The 14,705-nt window shown below is 73.9% G+C and carries 16 protein-coding genes and 1 pseudogene; 7 read left to right on the top strand and 10 right to left on the bottom strand.

All coding sequences use genetic code 11. The features are described from left to right. Positions 1 to 77: 77 nt before the first annotated feature. From ACI8AG_RS13575 to ACI8AG_RS13565, 3 genes are read right to left on the bottom strand one after another with little or no spacing between them, the layout of a single operon-like run. The gene (locus tag ACI8AG_RS13575) at positions 78 to 875 is read right to left on the bottom strand and encodes a succinate dehydrogenase/fumarate reductase iron-sulfur subunit (RefSeq protein WP_456590907.1); all 798 of its coding nucleotides are present in this window, start codon (positions 873 to 875) and stop codon (positions 78 to 80) included. Between the two features lie 20 nt (positions 876 to 895). Further along, positions 896 to 2,842, bottom strand: coding sequence for a fumarate reductase/succinate dehydrogenase flavoprotein subunit (locus ACI8AG_RS13570; RefSeq protein WP_456590906.1), 1,947 nt, complete (start codon positions 2,840 to 2,842; stop codon positions 896 to 898). A gap of 13 nt (positions 2,843 to 2,855) precedes the next feature. After that, positions 2,856 to 3,518: a succinate dehydrogenase cytochrome b subunit gene (locus tag ACI8AG_RS13565; protein WP_456590905.1), complete on the bottom strand. Its 663-nt coding sequence runs from the start codon at positions 3,516 to 3,518 to the stop codon at positions 2,856 to 2,858. Positions 3,519 to 3,725: 207 nt separating this feature from the next. Here ACI8AG_RS13565 and ACI8AG_RS13560 point away from each other — a divergent pair, with 207 nt between their 5' ends. Next, a complete protein-coding gene (locus ACI8AG_RS13560) occupies positions 3,726 to 4,334 on the top strand; it encodes a sulfite oxidase-like oxidoreductase (protein WP_456590904.1) in 609 nt (202 codons plus the stop codon). Beyond that, positions 4,327 to 5,064: an FAD-binding oxidoreductase gene (locus ACI8AG_RS13555; protein WP_456597455.1), complete on the top strand. Its 738-nt coding sequence runs from the start codon at positions 4,327 to 4,329 to the stop codon at positions 5,062 to 5,064. Before ACI8AG_RS13560 ends, ACI8AG_RS13555 begins: the two co-directional genes overlap by 8 nt. Positions 5,065 to 5,098: 34 nt before the next feature. Here ACI8AG_RS13555 and ACI8AG_RS13550 read toward each other — a convergent pair whose 3' ends face one another. Beyond that, positions 5,099 to 6,556, bottom strand: a complete 1,458-nt coding sequence (locus tag ACI8AG_RS13550) for a M1 family metallopeptidase (protein WP_456597454.1) — start codon at positions 6,554 to 6,556, stop codon at positions 5,099 to 5,101. A 196-nt stretch (positions 6,557 to 6,752) separates the two neighbouring features. Between ACI8AG_RS13550 and ACI8AG_RS13545 the strand changes: the two genes are divergently transcribed. Beyond that, complete coding sequence (locus ACI8AG_RS13545; RefSeq protein WP_456597453.1) at positions 6,753 to 6,986, top strand: hypothetical protein; 234 nt, start codon at positions 6,753 to 6,755, stop codon at positions 6,984 to 6,986. An 18-nt stretch (positions 6,987 to 7,004) separates the two neighbouring features. On the opposite strand, the gene ACI8AG_RS13540 is transcribed toward ACI8AG_RS13545, so the two are convergent. From ACI8AG_RS13540 to ACI8AG_RS13520, 5 genes are all read right to left on the bottom strand, one after another. Beyond that, complete coding sequence (locus tag ACI8AG_RS13540) at positions 7,005 to 7,610, bottom strand: response regulator (RefSeq protein ID WP_456587270.1); 606 nt, start codon at positions 7,608 to 7,610, stop codon at positions 7,005 to 7,007. Further along, positions 7,607 to 8,809, bottom strand: a complete 1,203-nt coding sequence (locus tag ACI8AG_RS13535; protein ID WP_456597452.1) for a sensor histidine kinase — start codon at positions 8,807 to 8,809, stop codon at positions 7,607 to 7,609. The genes ACI8AG_RS13540 and ACI8AG_RS13535 overlap by 4 nt, the downstream gene beginning before the upstream one ends. Positions 8,810 to 8,847: 38 nt before the next feature. Further along, the gene (locus ACI8AG_RS13530) at positions 8,848 to 9,675 is read right to left on the bottom strand and encodes an ABC transporter permease (protein ID WP_456597451.1); all 828 of its coding nucleotides are present in this window, start codon (positions 9,673 to 9,675) and stop codon (positions 8,848 to 8,850) included. Further along, entirely contained in the window at positions 9,675 to 10,661 is a 987-nt protein-coding gene (locus tag ACI8AG_RS13525; RefSeq protein ID WP_456597450.1) for an ABC transporter ATP-binding protein, read from the bottom strand. Before ACI8AG_RS13525 ends, ACI8AG_RS13530 begins: the two co-directional genes overlap by 1 nt. A 164-nt stretch (positions 10,662 to 10,825) precedes the next feature. Continuing rightward, a complete protein-coding gene (locus tag ACI8AG_RS13520) occupies positions 10,826 to 11,359 on the bottom strand; it encodes a DUF6817 domain-containing protein (RefSeq protein WP_456597449.1) in 534 nt (177 codons plus the stop codon). Between the two features lie 133 nt (positions 11,360 to 11,492). On the opposite strand from ACI8AG_RS13520, the gene ACI8AG_RS13515 reads away from it, so the two are divergent. The 4 genes and pseudogenes from ACI8AG_RS13515 (at position 11,493) to ACI8AG_RS13500 (ending at position 14,019) form a co-directional block, all read left to right on the top strand. After that, the gene (locus ACI8AG_RS13515; protein ID WP_456597448.1) at positions 11,493 to 12,323 is read left to right on the top strand and encodes a formate/nitrite transporter family protein; all 831 of its coding nucleotides are present in this window, start codon (positions 11,493 to 11,495) and stop codon (positions 12,321 to 12,323) included. 48 nt (positions 12,324 to 12,371) lie between these two features. Beyond that, positions 12,372 to 12,778 (top strand): annotated as a pseudogene (locus ACI8AG_RS13510) (ATP-binding cassette domain-containing protein); the annotation flags it as partial. Then, on the top strand, positions 12,764 to 13,273 hold the full coding sequence (locus ACI8AG_RS13505; protein ID WP_456597523.1) for an AAA family ATPase: 510 nt from the start codon (positions 12,764 to 12,766) through the stop codon (positions 13,271 to 13,273). The pseudogene ACI8AG_RS13510 and the gene ACI8AG_RS13505, both read left to right, overlap by 15 nt. Continuing rightward, the gene (locus ACI8AG_RS13500; RefSeq protein ID WP_456587278.1) at positions 13,270 to 14,019 is read left to right on the top strand and encodes an ABC transporter permease; all 750 of its coding nucleotides are present in this window, start codon (positions 13,270 to 13,272) and stop codon (positions 14,017 to 14,019) included. Before ACI8AG_RS13505 ends, ACI8AG_RS13500 begins: the two co-directional genes overlap by 4 nt. Here the strand turns inward: ACI8AG_RS13500 and ACI8AG_RS13495 are convergent. After that, positions 14,016 to 14,561 carry a DUF1990 family protein gene (locus ACI8AG_RS13495; RefSeq protein ID WP_456587279.1) on the bottom strand — a complete coding sequence of 182 codons (546 nt, stop codon included), beginning with the start codon at positions 14,559 to 14,561 and terminating at the stop codon, positions 14,016 to 14,018. The two genes, ACI8AG_RS13500 and ACI8AG_RS13495, sit on opposite strands and share 4 nt — an antisense overlap. Positions 14,562 to 14,705 lie beyond the last annotated feature (144 nt).

The raw sequence follows: 14,705 nt of genomic DNA, 5'->3' as shown, positions 1-14,705 counted from the left end.
CGGAGTGCACGAAAGCCCCCCTCCGGTGTCCGGAGGGGGGCTCTCGTGCAGTTCCGCGCCAGGGGGGCGCGGTGAAGTCAGCTCTTCGGCCGCGCCCCGGCGCGCAGGGCGCCGAGCAGGTCGTGGTTCAGCCGGGAGATCGTCTCCATCGAGATGCCCTTCGGGCAGGAGGCGGAGCACTCGCCGATGTTCGTGCAGCCGCCGAAGCCCTCGCGGTCCTGCTGCGCCACCATGTTGACCACGCGGTCGTTGCGCTCGGGCTGGCCCTGGGGCAGCAGCCCCAGGTGCGTCACCTTGGCGGCGGTGAACAGCATCGAGGAGGCGTTCGGGCAGGCCGCCACGCAGGCACCGCAGCCGATGCAGGTGGCGGCGTCGAACGCGGCGTCCGAGTCGGCCTTCGGCACCGGGGTCGCGTGCGCCTCGGGCGCGGTGCCGGTGGGCACGCTGATGTAGCCGCCGGCCTGGATGATCCGGTCGAACGCCCGCCGGTCGACGGCGAGGTCCTTGATCACCGGGAACGCGGTGGCGCGCCACGGCTCGATGTCGATCGAGTCGCCGTCCTTGAAGGAACGCATGTGCAGCTGGCACGTGGTCGTCTGCTGCGGGCCGTGCGCCTGACCGTTGATCATGACGCCGCACATGCCGCAGATGCCCTCGCGGCAGTCGTGGTCGAAGGCGACCGGGTCGTCGCCCTGCATGATCAGCTGCTCGTTGAGCACGTCGAGCATCTCGAGGAACGACATGTCGGGGGAGATGTCGGTGATCTTGTAGGTCACCATCTTGCCCTTGGCCGTCGGCCCCTGCTGGCGCCAGATGCGCAGCGTCAGGTTCATCCCGCGCTTCTCGGCCGCGGGGTTGCCGACGCTGGAGCGCATCGGGCCTTCGTGTGTGGCTGTCACTTGTAGCTCCGCTGGGCGAGGTGGACGTACTCGTACTCGAGGTCTTCCCGGTGCAGGACCGGGGGCTGGCCCTCCGGCGTCCACTCCCAGGCGGCGACGTAGGCGAAGTTCTCGTCGTCGCGCAGCGCCTCCCCGTCGGGCGTCTGGCTCTCCGCGCGGAAGTGGCCACCGCAGCTCTCGCGGCGGTGCAGGGCGTCGATGCACATCAGCTCGGCGAGCTCGATGAAGTCGGCGACCCGGCCGGCGTGCTCCAGCGTCTGGTTGAACGAGTGCCAGTCGCCGGTCACCTTCAGGTTGGTCCAGAACTCCTTGCGGATCTCCTGGATGCGGTCGATGGCCTTGCGCAGGCCCTCGTCCGTGCGCTCCATGCCGCAGAGGTCCCACATCAGCTGGCCGACCTCGCGGTGGAAGGACGCCGGGGTGCGGTTGCCGTTGATGCTCAGCAGCTTCTGCACCTGCTCCTGCACACCGGTGAGCGCCTCGACGGCGGCGGGGTGGCTCTCGTCGACCTTCTCGAACGGCCCGTCGGCGAGGTAGCTGCTGATCGTCGACGGGAGCACGAAGTAGCCGTCGGCCAACCCCTGCATCAGCGCGGAGGCGCCGAGCCGGTTCGCGCCGTGGTCGGAGAAGTTGGCCTCCCCGATCACGAACATGCCCGGGATCGTCGACTGCAGGTCGTAGTCGACCCACAGCCCGCCCATCGTGTAGTGCACGGCGGGGTAGATCCGCATCGGGACCTCGTAGGGGTCCTCGCCCGTGATCTGGGCGTACATGTCGAAGAGGTTCCCGTACTTGGCCTCGACGGCCGGACGCCCGAGGCGCTCGATCGCCTCGGCGAAGTCCAGGTAGACGCCGAGCCCACCCGGGCCCACGCCGCGGCCCTCGTCGCAGACGTTCTTGGCCTGGCGCGAGGCGATGTCGCGGGGCACCAGGTTGCCGAACGAGGGGTAGAGGCGCTCGAGGTAGTAGTCGCGGTCGGACTCGGGGATGTCCCGCGGGTCGCGGTCGTCGCCGCGCTCCTTGGGCACCCACACGCGGCCGTCGTTGCGCAGCGACTCCGACATCAGGGTCAGCTTCGACTGGTAGTCGCCCTTGACCGGGATGCAGGTGGGGTGGATCTGCGTGTAGCAGGGGTTGGCGAAGTACGCGCCCCGCTTGTGCGCCCGCCAGATCGCCGTGGTGTTGGAGCCCTTGGCGTTGGTGGAGAGGTAGAAGACGTTGCCGTAGCCACCGCTGGCGATGACCACCGCGTCGGCGAAGTGCGTGCTGATCTCGCCGCTGACGAGGTCGCGGGCGACGATGCCGCGGGCGCGGCCGTCGACGACGATCAGGTCGAGCATCTCGGTGCGCGAGTGCTCCTCGACGGTCCCGGCCGCGATCTGCCGCTCCAGCGCCTGGTAGGCGCCGTAGAGCAGCTGCTGGCCCGTCTGGCCGCGGGCGTAGAAGGTGCGCGAGACCTGGGTGCCACCGAAGGAGCGGTTGTCGAGCAGGCCGCCGTACTCGCGGGCGAAGGGGACGCCCTGGGCGACGCACTGGTCGATGATGTTGACGCTGACCTCGGCGAGGCGGTGCACGTTGTTCTCGCGCGAGCGGAAGTCGCCGCCCTTGACCGTGTCGTAGAACAGCCGGTGCACGCTGTCGCCGTCGTTGCGGTAGTTCTTGGCGGCGTTGATCCCGCCCTGCGCGGCGACGCTGTGCGCGCGGCGCGGGCTGTCCTGGTACCAGAACGACTTCACGTTGTAGCCGGCCTCGCCCAGCGTGGCGGCGGCGGAGCCACCGGCCAGGCCCGTGCCGACGACGATGATCGTCATCTTGCGGCGGTTGGCGGGGTTGACCAGGCGGCCGCGGAACTTGCGCTCGCTCCAGCGCTCGCCGATCGGGACGTCGGTGGGGGCCTTGGTGTCGGCGATGGGCTCGCCGACGGTGAACAGCTCGAGAGGCATCTGGGGGAGCTCCTTAGTCGATGAGCCCGAAGAGGACGGAGAACGGCACCAGCAGGAAGCCGAGGGTCAGGACGGTCGAGAACCCGAGGGCGAACAGGCTGACCGTCTTCTCGCGGCGCCGGTTGCTCTGGCCCAAGGTCTGCGTGGCGCTCCAGATGCCGTGCCGCAGGTGCATGCCCAGCAGGATCACCGAGATGGCGTAGAAGATCGTGACGAACGGGTTCTGGAAGCTGGCGACGAGCCGGTCGTACGGCGTGCTGTCGAAGCCCTCGGCGTTCACCGCACCCAGGGTGAGGTCGAGGACGTGGTAGATGATGAAGGCGCCGACGATCACGCCGCCCCAGCGCATCGTCCGCGAGGCGTAGCTCTGGGCGGTGGCCTTCTTGGTCACGTAGCCCGACGGGCGCGCACGCTTGGCCTGGCGCCACAGCGAGACGGCGGCCCAGAAGTGCGCCACGACGGCGACCAGCAGCACGATCCGGATGACCCAGAGCGTGGTCTGCCCGGGCAGCGCCGGGTTGCCGACCGTCCGGATCCAGCCCGAGTACGAGTTGAACGCCTCGGCGCCGGAGAAGGCCTTCAGGTTCCCGATCACGTGCGCGATCAGGTACAGCACCATGATGATGCCGCTGACGGCCATCACGGCCTTCTTGAAGACCGAGTTGGTCTTCGCCACCTTCGGGGTCCTGCGCTGAGCGTGCTCCACCGTCACCACAAGTCCCCACGCTAGGACTACACCGTGCTTGCCACCAAGCCAACACGAGGTGACACGGCTCATGTAAGGCGACCCTCACCGCAGGTCGGAGGGGAGGCTCCCGGCATCCGTGCACGTCGGGGGCGCGCGGTGGTGGTCCAGGCGCCTCCGGTGGGGGATCGTGTCCTCGTGCCCACCCCCACCCGTGGATTCCTCGGCCGCCGTCGCGAGCGCGACCCGCGGCTGCCGCCCGGCCAGTACGACGTCGGCGCCGACTGGCCGGTGCTGACCGCCGAGCCGACCCCGCGCATCTCACCCGAGACCTGGAGCATCACCGTCGACGGGAAGGTGGAGTCGCCGACGACGTGGTCGTGGGAGGAGGCGCACCGGCTGCCGCCGTCGGAGTACCGCGGCGACATCCACTGCGTCACGACCTGGTCGAAGTTCGACACCCGGTTCTCCGGCGTCAGCGTCGACACGCTGCTCGATGCCGCCCGGCCGACCGCCGAGGCGCACTTCGTCATGGCGACGTCGAAGACCGGCTACACGACCAACCTGCCGCTGGCCGACGTCACCGGCGGCAAGGCATGGTTGGTCTGGGACTTCGACGGTCGCCCGCTGACCCCGGAGCACGGTGGTCCCGTCCGGCTGCTGGTGCCGCACCTGTACTTCTGGAAGAGCGCCAAGTGGATCAGCAAGCTGACCCTGCTGGCCCGTGACCAGCCGGGCTTCTGGGAGCAGAACGGCTACCACGACCGCGGGGACCCGTGGCGGCAGCAGCGGTACCAGGGTGACTGAGGCCCCGGACCCGGTCGTGCTGGGCGCCGGGGTCGCCGGTGCACCCAGCGGGGGCTGGCGGACGGCCACCGTCGCCGGCGTCCGCCGCCCGGTGCCGCGGTCGGTGCAGCTGCGGCTGGACGTCGCCGACCGGGTCGACCACCTGCCCGGGCAGCACTACGTGGTCCGGCTCACCGCCCCCGACGGGTACACCGCGCAGCGCTCCTACTCGGTCGCCTCCGCGCCCGGCGATCCGCTGGTGGAGCTGTTCGTGGAACGGCTGGACGACGGCGAGGTCTCCACCCACCTGGCCGACGTCGTGGAGCCGGGCGACGTGCTGGAGGTGCGCGGCCCCATCGGTGGCTGGTTCGTGTGGGACACCGAGAGCCCGGCGCTGCTGGTCGCCGGCGGCACCGGCGTCGTCCCGTTCGTGTCGATGCTGCGCACCGCCCGGGCGCTGGGACGCGCCGACCGGCTCCGGATCGCCGTCTCGGTCCGGACGCTGGAGCTGCTGCCCTACGCCGTCGAGCTGCTCGCCGCCGGCGCGCTGGTCGTCACCACGCGGGAGCCGCACGGCATCCGGCCCGCCGGCCGGCTCACCGCCGCGGACCTGGTGCCGCTGTGGGAGCCGGGTCAGACGGCCTTCGTCTGCGGCTCGGCCGCGTTCGCCGGCGCGGCCACCCGGCTGCTGGAGACCCTGGGTATCCCGGCGGCGGACATCCGGGTGGAGCAGTTCGGGCCGAGCGGCTGAGAGGCCCGGCCGGGCCCCTCAGCCGCTCGGGTCGTCAGCCGGCCGCGGTCGGGTTCCCGGGGGTGAACAGCCACTGGTGGAACAGCTCGTCCAGCTGCTGCCCGGACACCTTCTCCGCGAGCGCGACGAACTCCTCGGTGGTGACCGTGCCGCCGGCCTGGGACGCCACCCACTCCCGGACGATCGCGAAGAACGCCTCGTCGCCCACCTCGGTGCGCAGCGCCTGGAGGGTCATCGCGCCGCGGTAGTAGACGGCGATGTCGAAGAGGTTCTCCGTGGCCGGCCCCGGGTCGCCGATGGTGAGCTCCCAGAACTCCGGCGGGGCGCCCGCGGCGATGGCGTCGAACTCCTGCTGCGGGCTGGACAGCCCTTCGCGCTCGAGCCAGAGCCACTCGGCGTACGTGGCGAACCCCTCGTTGAGCCAGATGTGCCGCCACTCGTCGATGCGCAGCAGGTCGCCGGTCCACTGGTGCGCCAGTTCGTGGACCACCACGAGGTCGCCGCTCACGGAGTCGGAGAAGAACGCCGAGGAGTAGATCGGCCGGGTCTGCGTCTCCAGCGCGAACCCGAACTCCGGCAGGTCGTCGACGATGCCGCCGGAAGCACGGAACGGGTACGGCCCGAAGACGCCGGAGAGGAAGTCGGTGATCTCCGGCTGCCGGGCCAGCGACCCCTCGGCCACCTCACCGACGGAGGCGCCCCCGGACCCCGGGTCGAGCTCCATGGTGAACAGGTCGGGGTCCAGCGCGTCCCAGTACCGGATGCCGTCGGCCCGGTACTCGCGCAGGTCGAACTCGCCGATCGCCAGCGTGACCAGGTAGGTGGCCATCGGCTCCTGCGCGCGCCAGTCCCAGGTGGTCCACCCGTGCGCGGTGCGGGTGCCGCGGAGGACGCCGTTGGAGACGGCCTCCAGGCCCTCCGGGACCGTGGCGCGGACGGTGACCGAGGCGGCGTCCCGGGGGTGGTCGTTCGCCGGGAACCAGGTGGCCGCGACGTCGGGCTGGCCGGCCACGATCGCGCCGTCGTCGGTGTGCATGAAGCCGGAGGTGCCGAACGCGTCGGTGATGGTCTGCGGAACGCCGTCGTAGGTCACCGTGGTGGCGAACCTCTGCCCCGCGCGGGGCGCCTTGGCGGGGGTGACGGTGAGCTCGCCGCCCTCGCGCGCCCAGGCCGCGTCGCTGGAGCCCACCCGCACGGACCGGACCTCCATGCCCTCGAGGTCGAGGTTGAAGCTGGAGAGGTCCTGCAGCGCCCGGGCGGTGATCGTCGCGACCCCGTGGAGCACGTCGGTCGCCGGGTCGTACCGGACGTCCAGGTCGTAGTGCGCGACGTCGTACCCGCCGTTCCCGTCGAGCGGGAAGTAGGGATCCCCGAGGCCGGGGGCGCCGGGGGACCCCGTGCGGGGCGGGTCGTCGCCGGCGGACGCGGTCCCGGCACCGAGGCCGAGCGCCACCACCGTCGTCATGGTCAGGATCGAGAGTTTCCGGGACATGGCTGCTCCTCCGAGCCGTCGCGGGTCTCCTGTGCGCGGAGACGGCGACGGTAACGGCTCGGTGCGGGCGCGATTCTCCGCGCCGACCCGCCGTGGCACCCCCGCCGCGTGGGACCACCGGGCGGTCACACGCGGTCGCTCGCTGCTACCGGCGGCCCGGCTCAGCGGTCGTCGGTGCGCGGCCGGCCGGGTAGAAGTGGGGGATGACGACGACCGCCCCGCACGCGACCCGGACCCGGACCCGGACCCGGACTCGGGCGTCGGACGGCGGCACGGCCGGGAGGGCATCCTCAAGTGCACCGAGAGCCAGACCGTCGCCGTCCAGCGCGGGCTGCCGGTGGGGCCGGTGCCGGGGCTGCCGGTGGAGCGCTACGCGACGGTGATGACCGCCGGGCCCCGGGCGCTCAAGCGGATGCCGTTCCGCAGGTGAGCCCCTCGCCGCCCGGTGTCAGATCCAGCCGTGCCGGCGGGCCTCGGCGACGGCGGCGTGCCGGTTCGGCGCCCGCAGCTTCGCAGCGGCGGCGGAGAGGTGGTTGCGGACCGTGCCGGGGGAGAGGTGGGCGCGCGCGGCGATCTCCTCCACCGGCGCGCCGCCGGCGGCGAGCTCCAGGATGTCGGCCTCGCGCGGGGTCAGCGGGCTGTCCCCGGCGCTGATCGCCTCGGCGGCGAGCTCGGGGTCGACGTACCGGCCGCCGGAGTGCACCGTGCGGACGACGGTGGTCAGCACCCCGGCGTTCACCGTCTTCGGGAGGAACCCGCGCACCCCCGCCTCGAGCGCGCGCTTGAGGTGGCCCGGTCGGCCGTGCCCGGTGACGATCACCAGGCCGCAGCCGGGCAGGAACGCGGCCAGGTCGGCGGCGAGCGAGATGCCGTCGCGGTCGGGGAGCTGCAGGTCGAGGACGGCGACGTCGGGGGAGTGCGCCCGCGCCATGGCCAGCGCCTCGGCCGCGGAGGCCGCCTCCGCGACGACGTCGAGGTCGTCCTCCAGGGCCAGTAACGCGGCCAGCGCCGAGCGGATCAGGTTCTCGTCGTCGGCGAGCAGCACGCGGATCACCGGCGCACCGCCACCGGCACCGTGGCTTCCAGCGCGAAGCCGCCGTCCGCCGGCCGCGCCCGGAGTCGGCCGCCGAGGGCGGTCAGCCGTTCGGCGAGCCCGGTGAGGCCGTTGCCCCACTCCGTCCCGGGCGCGTCCGCACCGTCGTTGACCACGGTCAGTCCTGCTTCCTGCTCGGCGACGGTCACGGTGATCGTGCACCGCGACGCACGGCTGTGCCGCAGCACGTTGGTCACCGCCTCGCGCACCACCCAGGCGAGCGCGCTCTGCAGGTGCTCGGGCAGCGCCGTCCCCGCGTCCTCGCCCGAGACGCTGCAGGCGACGCCGGCCGCGCGGAGCACCGAGCGGGCGCCCGCCAGCTCGCCGCCGAGGTCCGCCGAGCGGTAGCCCCGGACGACCTCCCGCACCTCCCGCAGCGACCCTTCGGCGATGCGGCTGATGTCGTCGAGCTCCTCGGCGGCCCCGGGCTGACCGCGCCGGATGAGCGCGCCGGCCAGCTGGCTCTTCACCGCGATGGTCGAGAGGTCCCGGCCCATGACGTCGTGCAGGTCGCGGGCGAACCGCAGCCGCTCCTCGGCCACCGCCAGCTGCAGCTGGACCTCCCGGCTGCGGGCCATCTCCTGCACGACGTCGAGCACCCAGACGGAGAACCGGAAGGCGAGCACGACCCCGATGACCGCCAGGGTGAGCGCGGTCCCCTGCGCCACCGCCGCGGGGGCCGGCGTCCCGTCGAGGTAGGCGGCGAAGCCGCTGAGCACCCCGATGGTGAGCGTGTGCGGCAGCAGCTGCCGGGTGGCCCAGACCGTCGCGCACGCGGTCAGCACCGTGCCCAGGGGCAGCGCCACTGACCACGGCACGGCGGGCGACGGCTCCCCGGTGCCGAACGCCCAGGCTCCCGCCGCCGCCATCAGCCCCGCGGCGGCGAAGGCGCCGAGGACCGTGCGCCGGGGCAGCGGCTCGCCGCGGCCGTGCGCGGCCAGACCGCGGCGGGTCACCACCACCCCGCCGACCGCGGTGCCGACGGACCCGGCGAAGAACAGGCCGACGGCGAGATCCGGGACCGGCTCGGCGGCCGCGCCGAGCACCGCGACGGCGAAGAGCGGGATCGCGCCGAGGAACGTGTAGAACGACCACCGCGTGTAGAGCTCGATGCGCTCGGGGTCGGAGCGGCTGCCCCACCAGCGGGTCACTGTCGGCACGGCGCCCATGCTGCCCGACCGGCGCGCCGCCGCCGGGCTCACCGCCGTGGCGCCCAGCGGAACCCCCGTCGGGCGAGCACGCCGGCGACGACGAGCCAGCCCGCGAGCACCGCCAGCGGCAGCGTCGCCGCGCTCCACGCGCCGGCCCAGTCCACCGCCTCGCCGCTCCAGGTCTGCCCCGCCAGACCGAGCTGGCTCAGCTCGACGGTCGGGGTGAGCGGCAGGAACCGGGCCGCGGTGGCGAGCGGGTCGGGCAGCACGGACAGCGGGAAGAACAGCCCGGACAGGGTGGTGGAGACCAGCAGCAGCGGGAGCGCGGTGATCTGCGCGCTCTCGGGCGTGCGGGTGAACGCGGTGCTCGCGGCCGCCAGCAGCAGCATCAGCGCGCCGCCGCCGATCAGTGCCACCAGCGGCAGGACGACGTCCACCGGCATCGCCCACTCGCCGAGGACGGCGATCCCGGCGCCGACGAGGACCACCTGGCCCACCGTGATCAGCAGGGTCGGGGTGGCGGTCCCGAGGATCACCTCCGCGCCGGTGAGCTCGCCGGTGCGCATCCGCTGCAGGACCAGGTCCTCCCGGCGGGCGACGAACGTGGTGAGCAGGTTGGTGTAGGTCAGGAAGACCAGCATCACGCCGATCGCGCTGACCAGCAGCCGGGGGCCGGCCGGGACCGCGCCGTCACCGAAGCCGAGCAGCGGGACGGCGGCGACCAGCAGCAGCGGCAGCACCGCCGAGTTCACCACGGCGGTGCGGTTGCGCAGGTAGAGCCGGGTCTCGGCGCCGGCGAGGGCGAGGGTGCGCCGGAGCCGGCTCGGCCCGGCGGGCGACGTCGTCGTCGGGACGGCGGTCGTGGGGACGGACATCAGGCGCTCCTGCTCTCGGGGGCGGATCGGTCGGTGGTCGGCGAGGCGCCGTCGGCGACGGCCAGGAAGGCCTGCTCCAGGGAGGCCGACCGCGCCTGCAGGCCCGCCAGCTGGACGTCGTGGTCGGCGGCCCAGGCCAGCAGCGTGGTCAGCGCCGCCTGGAGGTCGCGGGTGTGCAGCTCGACCCGGGGAGCGGGGGCGACGAGCCGGGTACCGGGCAGCGGCGGCAGCGAGGGAACGTCCCGGTCGAGGGTGAAGCGGACGGTGGCCGGCTGGGCCGCGGTGATCTCGACCGGGGTGCCGTCCAGCTCGATCCGGCCGGCGCGCAGGATGGCGATCCGGTCGGCCAGCTCCTCGGCCTCCTCGAGGTGGTGGGTGGTGAGCACGACCGCCGTCCCGCCCCGCACCATCTCCTGCACCAGCGACCACACCGTCCGCCGGCTCTCCGGGTCCAGGCCGGTGGTGGGCTCGTCGAGCACCAGGACGCGCGGCCGACCCAGGAGGGCGAGGGCGAGGTCCAGGCGGCGGCGCTCGCCGCCGGAGAGGCTGCGCACGCGGACGTCCGTCCGGCCGGTCATGCCGACCTGCGCGAGCGCCTCGTCCACCGGGCGCGGGGACGTCAGGGTCCGCGCCCAGGTGGACACCGTCTCGCCGACGGTGAGATCGCCGGGCAGGCCGCTGCTCTGCAGCAGCACCCCCAGGTGCGGGCGGACGGCGGCGGGCTCGCGGTGGGGATCGGCGCCCAGGATCCGCACGGTGCCCCCGTCGGGCCTGGCCAGCCCCTCCAGCACCTCCAGCGCGGACGTCTTGCCGGCGCCGTTGACGCCGAGCAGCGCGAACACCTCGCCGGGGTGCACCTCGAAGGAGATGCCCCGGACGGCTTCGAAGTCGCCGTAGCGCCGGCACAGGTCCACGACCTCGACCGCCGGTGGCGCGTCCGGCCGCGGTCCTGGCCGGGCGCGGGGGGAGTGGTCGACGGTGGTCATGCAGAACCTCCTCGGCGCGCCCCGCCGGCCGCCGTCGGGCCGGTTCTCCGGGTCGTACCCCCCACGTTGCCGCCCGGTCGGGCGCTGCACAGGTGCCGTCGTTCACGACCTGCGCCGCCGTCCGCACGCCCGACCCGTGACGCCTGTCATGGGGGGGGGACCGCTCAGCCGAGGACCCGGTGCGCCTCGGCGAGCACCGCGGCGCTGAGCACGGGTGACCACTGCTCCGTGAGCTGCCGGAAGTACGTCCCGTGCCGCTCGAGGAAGCCCGGGGCGTGCTCGGCGACGTCGAGCTCGTTGACCAGGCTCAGATGAGCGAAATCGCGCAGGTCCACGCCCGCCAGCCGCTCGGCGGAGCCGGTGACGCGGTCGTGCACCAGCCCGGTCGCGGCGAGGTCGTCCCAGGTGCGGGCGCGGTCGCAGCGGCCGTACCGGTGCACCAGCGTCTCGGCCGGCGCACCGATGACCCCGGCCAGCAGCGGCCGCTCGTCGTCGGCGAGCAGCCGGATGTCGAACCCGTCGGTGCCGTACACCGCGTGCGCCCGGCCGGCGAGCTGCACGTCGGGGGTGGCGCCCAGCCGGGCGAGCGTGCGCTGCACCCGCTCCAGGTGCGCGGCCAGCGTGCCGCCGGGATGGCCGATCTCCTCGGCGCCGCGTGCGCGGAGCAGCGCAGCCAGGCGCTCGTCGGGAGTGGTCATCACCCGACCGTAGCCACGCCGCCGATGACCGGCGATGAGCACGATCACGTGTGGGGGCGGGACCGCTCCGGGTAGGGCCGCGCCAACGCGCCGCCCGGTCCCCGGTCCCGGTGTCGACGATCGGAGGAGCACCGTGGAGGACCAGGAGCAGGACCAGAAGCGCGCGGAGCTGGGCGAGACCGACGTCCCCGCCGAGGACGAGGTCGCCGAGGCGTTCGAGAAGATCGTCAGCGAGGGTGCGCAACGCCTGCACCGCCGGTGGCGGGAGGTGCTGGCCACGGGGCTGGCCGGCGGGCTGGAGATCGCCGTCGGCGTGCTCGCCCTGCTGGCGGTCCTGGAGGCCACGGGCAGCGAGCTGCTCGCCGGCCTGGCGTTCAGCGTCGGCCTGATCGCGCTGATGCTCGGGCGCAGTGAGCTGTTCACCGAGGGCTTCCTGGTCCCGGTCACCGCGGTGTTCGCCGGGCGGGCGAGCACCGCCCAGCTGGCGAAGCTGTGGGCCGGGACGCTGGTCGCCAACCTCGTCGGCGGCTGGCTGGTCATGTGGGTCGTCGTCCTGGCGTTCCCCCAGCTGGCGGACACCGCCGTCGAGTCGGCGACGCACTTCGTCGAGGCGCCGCTGGACGCCCAGGCGGTCTCCCTGGCCTTCCTGGCCGGCAGCGTGATCACGCTGATGACGCGCATGCAGCACGGCGCGCACTCCGAGACGGGGAAGATCGTCGCCTCGGTGATCGGCGGCTTCCTGCTCGCCGGGCTGGTGCTGTTCCACTCGATCCTGGACTCGCTGCTGATCTTCGGCGCGCTGCACGCCGGCGCCCCGTTCGGCTACATCGACTGGCTGGGCTGGTTCTGGTACACCGTGCTGCTCAACATGGCGGGGGGGCTGTTCGTGGTCACCCTGATTCGCCTGGTGCGGAGCAAGGAGCTGATCGAGCGGGAGCGCGCGGCCGTCGCCTCCGGCCACTGAGCAGCGCGCCTCCGGCCGGTCGCGGCGGGCTCCCGCCATCCTGGCGGCGTGATCGAGCTCGACGGTCTGACCAAGCGCTACCGCGCCCGGGTCGCCGTCGACCGGCTGACGGTCACGGTGGAGCCCGGCCGGGTCACCGGCTTCCTCGGGCCCAACGGCTCGGGCAAGACGACGACGATGCGCTGCGTGCTGGACCTGGCCGGCCCACGGCAGGGACGGCGACGGTGCTGGGCCGGCCGTACCGGGAGCTGGCCCACCCGGTGCGGGAGGTCGGTGCGCTGATCGACCCGCGCGCCCGCCACCCGGGGCGCACCGCCCACGCCCACCTGCTCGCGCTGGCGCGGAGCAACGCGCTGCCGCGGCGCCGGGTGGACGACGTGATCGGGCTGGTCGGGCTGGAGCCGGTCGCCCACGAGCGGGTGCGGGGCTTCTCCCTCGGCATGGCGCAACGACTCGGCATCGCCGCCGCCCTGCTCGGTGACCCGCAGGTCCTGCTGCTCGACGAGCCGGTCAACGGGCTCGATCCGGAGGGGATCCGGTGGGTGCGCGAGCTGCTGCGCGATCTCGCCCACGAGGGGCGGACCGTGCTGGTCTCGAGCCACCTGATGAGCGAGATGCAGGACACCGCCGACCACCTCGTCGTCCTCGGCCGTGGCCGGCTGCTCGCCGACGTCCCGATGGGCGAGCTGCTCGGCGCGCACGTCGCCGTCCGGGTGCGCAGCCCGCAGGCCCCGCTCCTGGCGTCGGCGGTGCAGCGCGCCGGCGGCTCGGTCGAGCTGGAGATCGACGGGTCCCTGCGGGTCGACGGGCTGGCGGCCGCCGAGGTCGGGGACCTCGCGCACGACCTCGGCGTGCGGCTGCACGAGCTCAGCCCGGTCGCCACCTCCCTCGAGGAGGCGTACCTGGAGCTGACCGGCGATGACGTCGAGTACCGGGCGGTCACCCCGTGAGCCGCGGCGTGCCGTTCTCCGCGGTCGTGGGCAGCGAGTGGACCAAGCTGCGGTCGACGCGCTCCACCTGGTGGTGCTCGGCGCTGTTCGTGCTGCTGGCCGGCGGCGCGGGCTGGCTCGCCGCGGCCACCACGCAGGCGGCTCCGCGCGCGGACCTCGCGGTGAGCTCGGCGCTCACCGGGTTCGGCTTCGGCCCCGTGCCGCTGGTGGTCCTCGGCGTGCTGGTGGTCAGCAGCGAGTTCCGCACCGGGCTGGCGCTGGCCACCTTCACCGCGGTGCCGCGCCGAGGTCGGCTGCTGCTCGCCAAGACCGTCGTCGTCGTCGCCTGGAGCGTGCTCCTCACCGCGGTCGTGGCCGCCTTCTGCCTGCTGGCCGCCACCCGGCTCACCGCCGTCCCCGGCGGCATCCCGCCCACCGATGCCGATGTGCTGCGCCAGCTGTGGCTGCAGGTCGCCGGGGCGGCGCTCACCGGGGTGCTCGCCGTCGGCCTGGGGGCGGTCCTGCGCTCGAGCGCCGGCGCCCTCGGCGCCGCGCTCGCCCTGGTGCTGGTGCTCCCGCCGGTGCTCGCGATCGCCGGCACGGAGCTCAGCGTGCGGGTCTCGCGCTGGCTGCCGGCGTTCCGGGTGGGGGAGGACGCCTTCCTCGCGGCGGCGACCTCGTGGCAGACCGGCCTGCTCGTGGCCGGCGCCTGGGCGGCGGCGGCCTGGCTGCTGGGTGCGGCGCTGCTGGTGCGCCGCGACGTCTAGCTCCGCACGGCCCGGCGGATCGCCGACACGTACCGGGCGGTGGCCACCCGCTGGAGCGCCAGGCTCAGCGGACCCGCCAGCCGGGCGGCGGGCGAGGCCAGGCGGAAGAAGACCCGGATCGTGTAGACGACGTCCCCGTCGTCGGTGAGCCGGACGGTGAACCGCTCCTCGCCGCTCTCCGGGTGGCCGGGCAGCGTGCCGTAGGCGAAGCCCCGCTCGTTCCCCTCGGTGGCGGCCCAGACGACGCGGCAGGGGATGTCGTACCCCAGCCGCGGCAGCCCCGCGGTCAGGACCACGACGGTGCCCGGTACGCCGGCCGGCCCCGAGGCGCGGATCCGCAGGCCGGCACCGCGCTGCGCCCGCCAGCCGAGCACCGCGGCGGCCGCCCGCTCGAAGGCCGCCGGCCCGGTGCCCACGACCGCGGAGTGCTCCGCGTGGTGGTAGCCGGCCGGCAGCGCCTCGCCCCCCGTGGCGCCCACCTCGGCGTAGGTGAACGGCGCCTCGGCGAGCAGTGCCGGATCGGTCGCGCGCAGGAGGCCCACGAACCCAGTGTCCCGTCCACCCGCTCCCGCTGCCGGGTGCGGTCAAGGGGCCCGCGGTGCCGCGAGCGCCGCTGCGGCTCGGCGACGCGGACGGGTACCTCCGCGTCGGGCCCGACGCGGGCAGCCGCACCGGGCGTAGGTTGA

It is taken from the genome of Blastococcus sp. SYSU DS0552 (assembly GCF_054050815.1).
This window is presented reverse-complemented; position numbering and strand designations above follow the sequence as displayed.

Coding starts and splice junctions, on each gene's coding strand:
- ACI8AG_RS13575 (WP_456590907.1), bottom strand. CDS start 875: ATGCGCTCCAGCGTCGGCAACCCCGCGGCCGAGAAGCGCGGGATGAAC.
- ACI8AG_RS13570 (WP_456590906.1), bottom strand. CDS start 2,842: ATGCCTCTCGAGCTGTTCACCGTCGGCGAGCCCATCGCCGACACCAAG.
- ACI8AG_RS13550 (WP_456597454.1), bottom strand. CDS start 6,556: ATGTCCCGGAAACTCTCGATCCTGACCATGACGACGGTGGTGGCGCTC.
- ACI8AG_RS13530 (WP_456597451.1), bottom strand. CDS start 9,675: ATGTCCGTCCCCACGACCGCCGTCCCGACGACGACGTCGCCCGCCGGG.
- ACI8AG_RS13525 (WP_456597450.1), bottom strand. CDS start 10,661: ATGACCACCGTCGACCACTCCCCCCGCGCCCGGCCAGGACCGCGGCCG.
- ACI8AG_RS13520 (WP_456597449.1), bottom strand. CDS start 11,359: ATGACCACTCCCGACGAGCGCCTGGCTGCGCTGCTCCGCGCACGCGGC.
- ACI8AG_RS13505 (WP_456597523.1), top strand. CDS start 12,764: ATGGCGCAACGACTCGGCATCGCCGCCGCCCTGCTCGGTGACCCGCAG.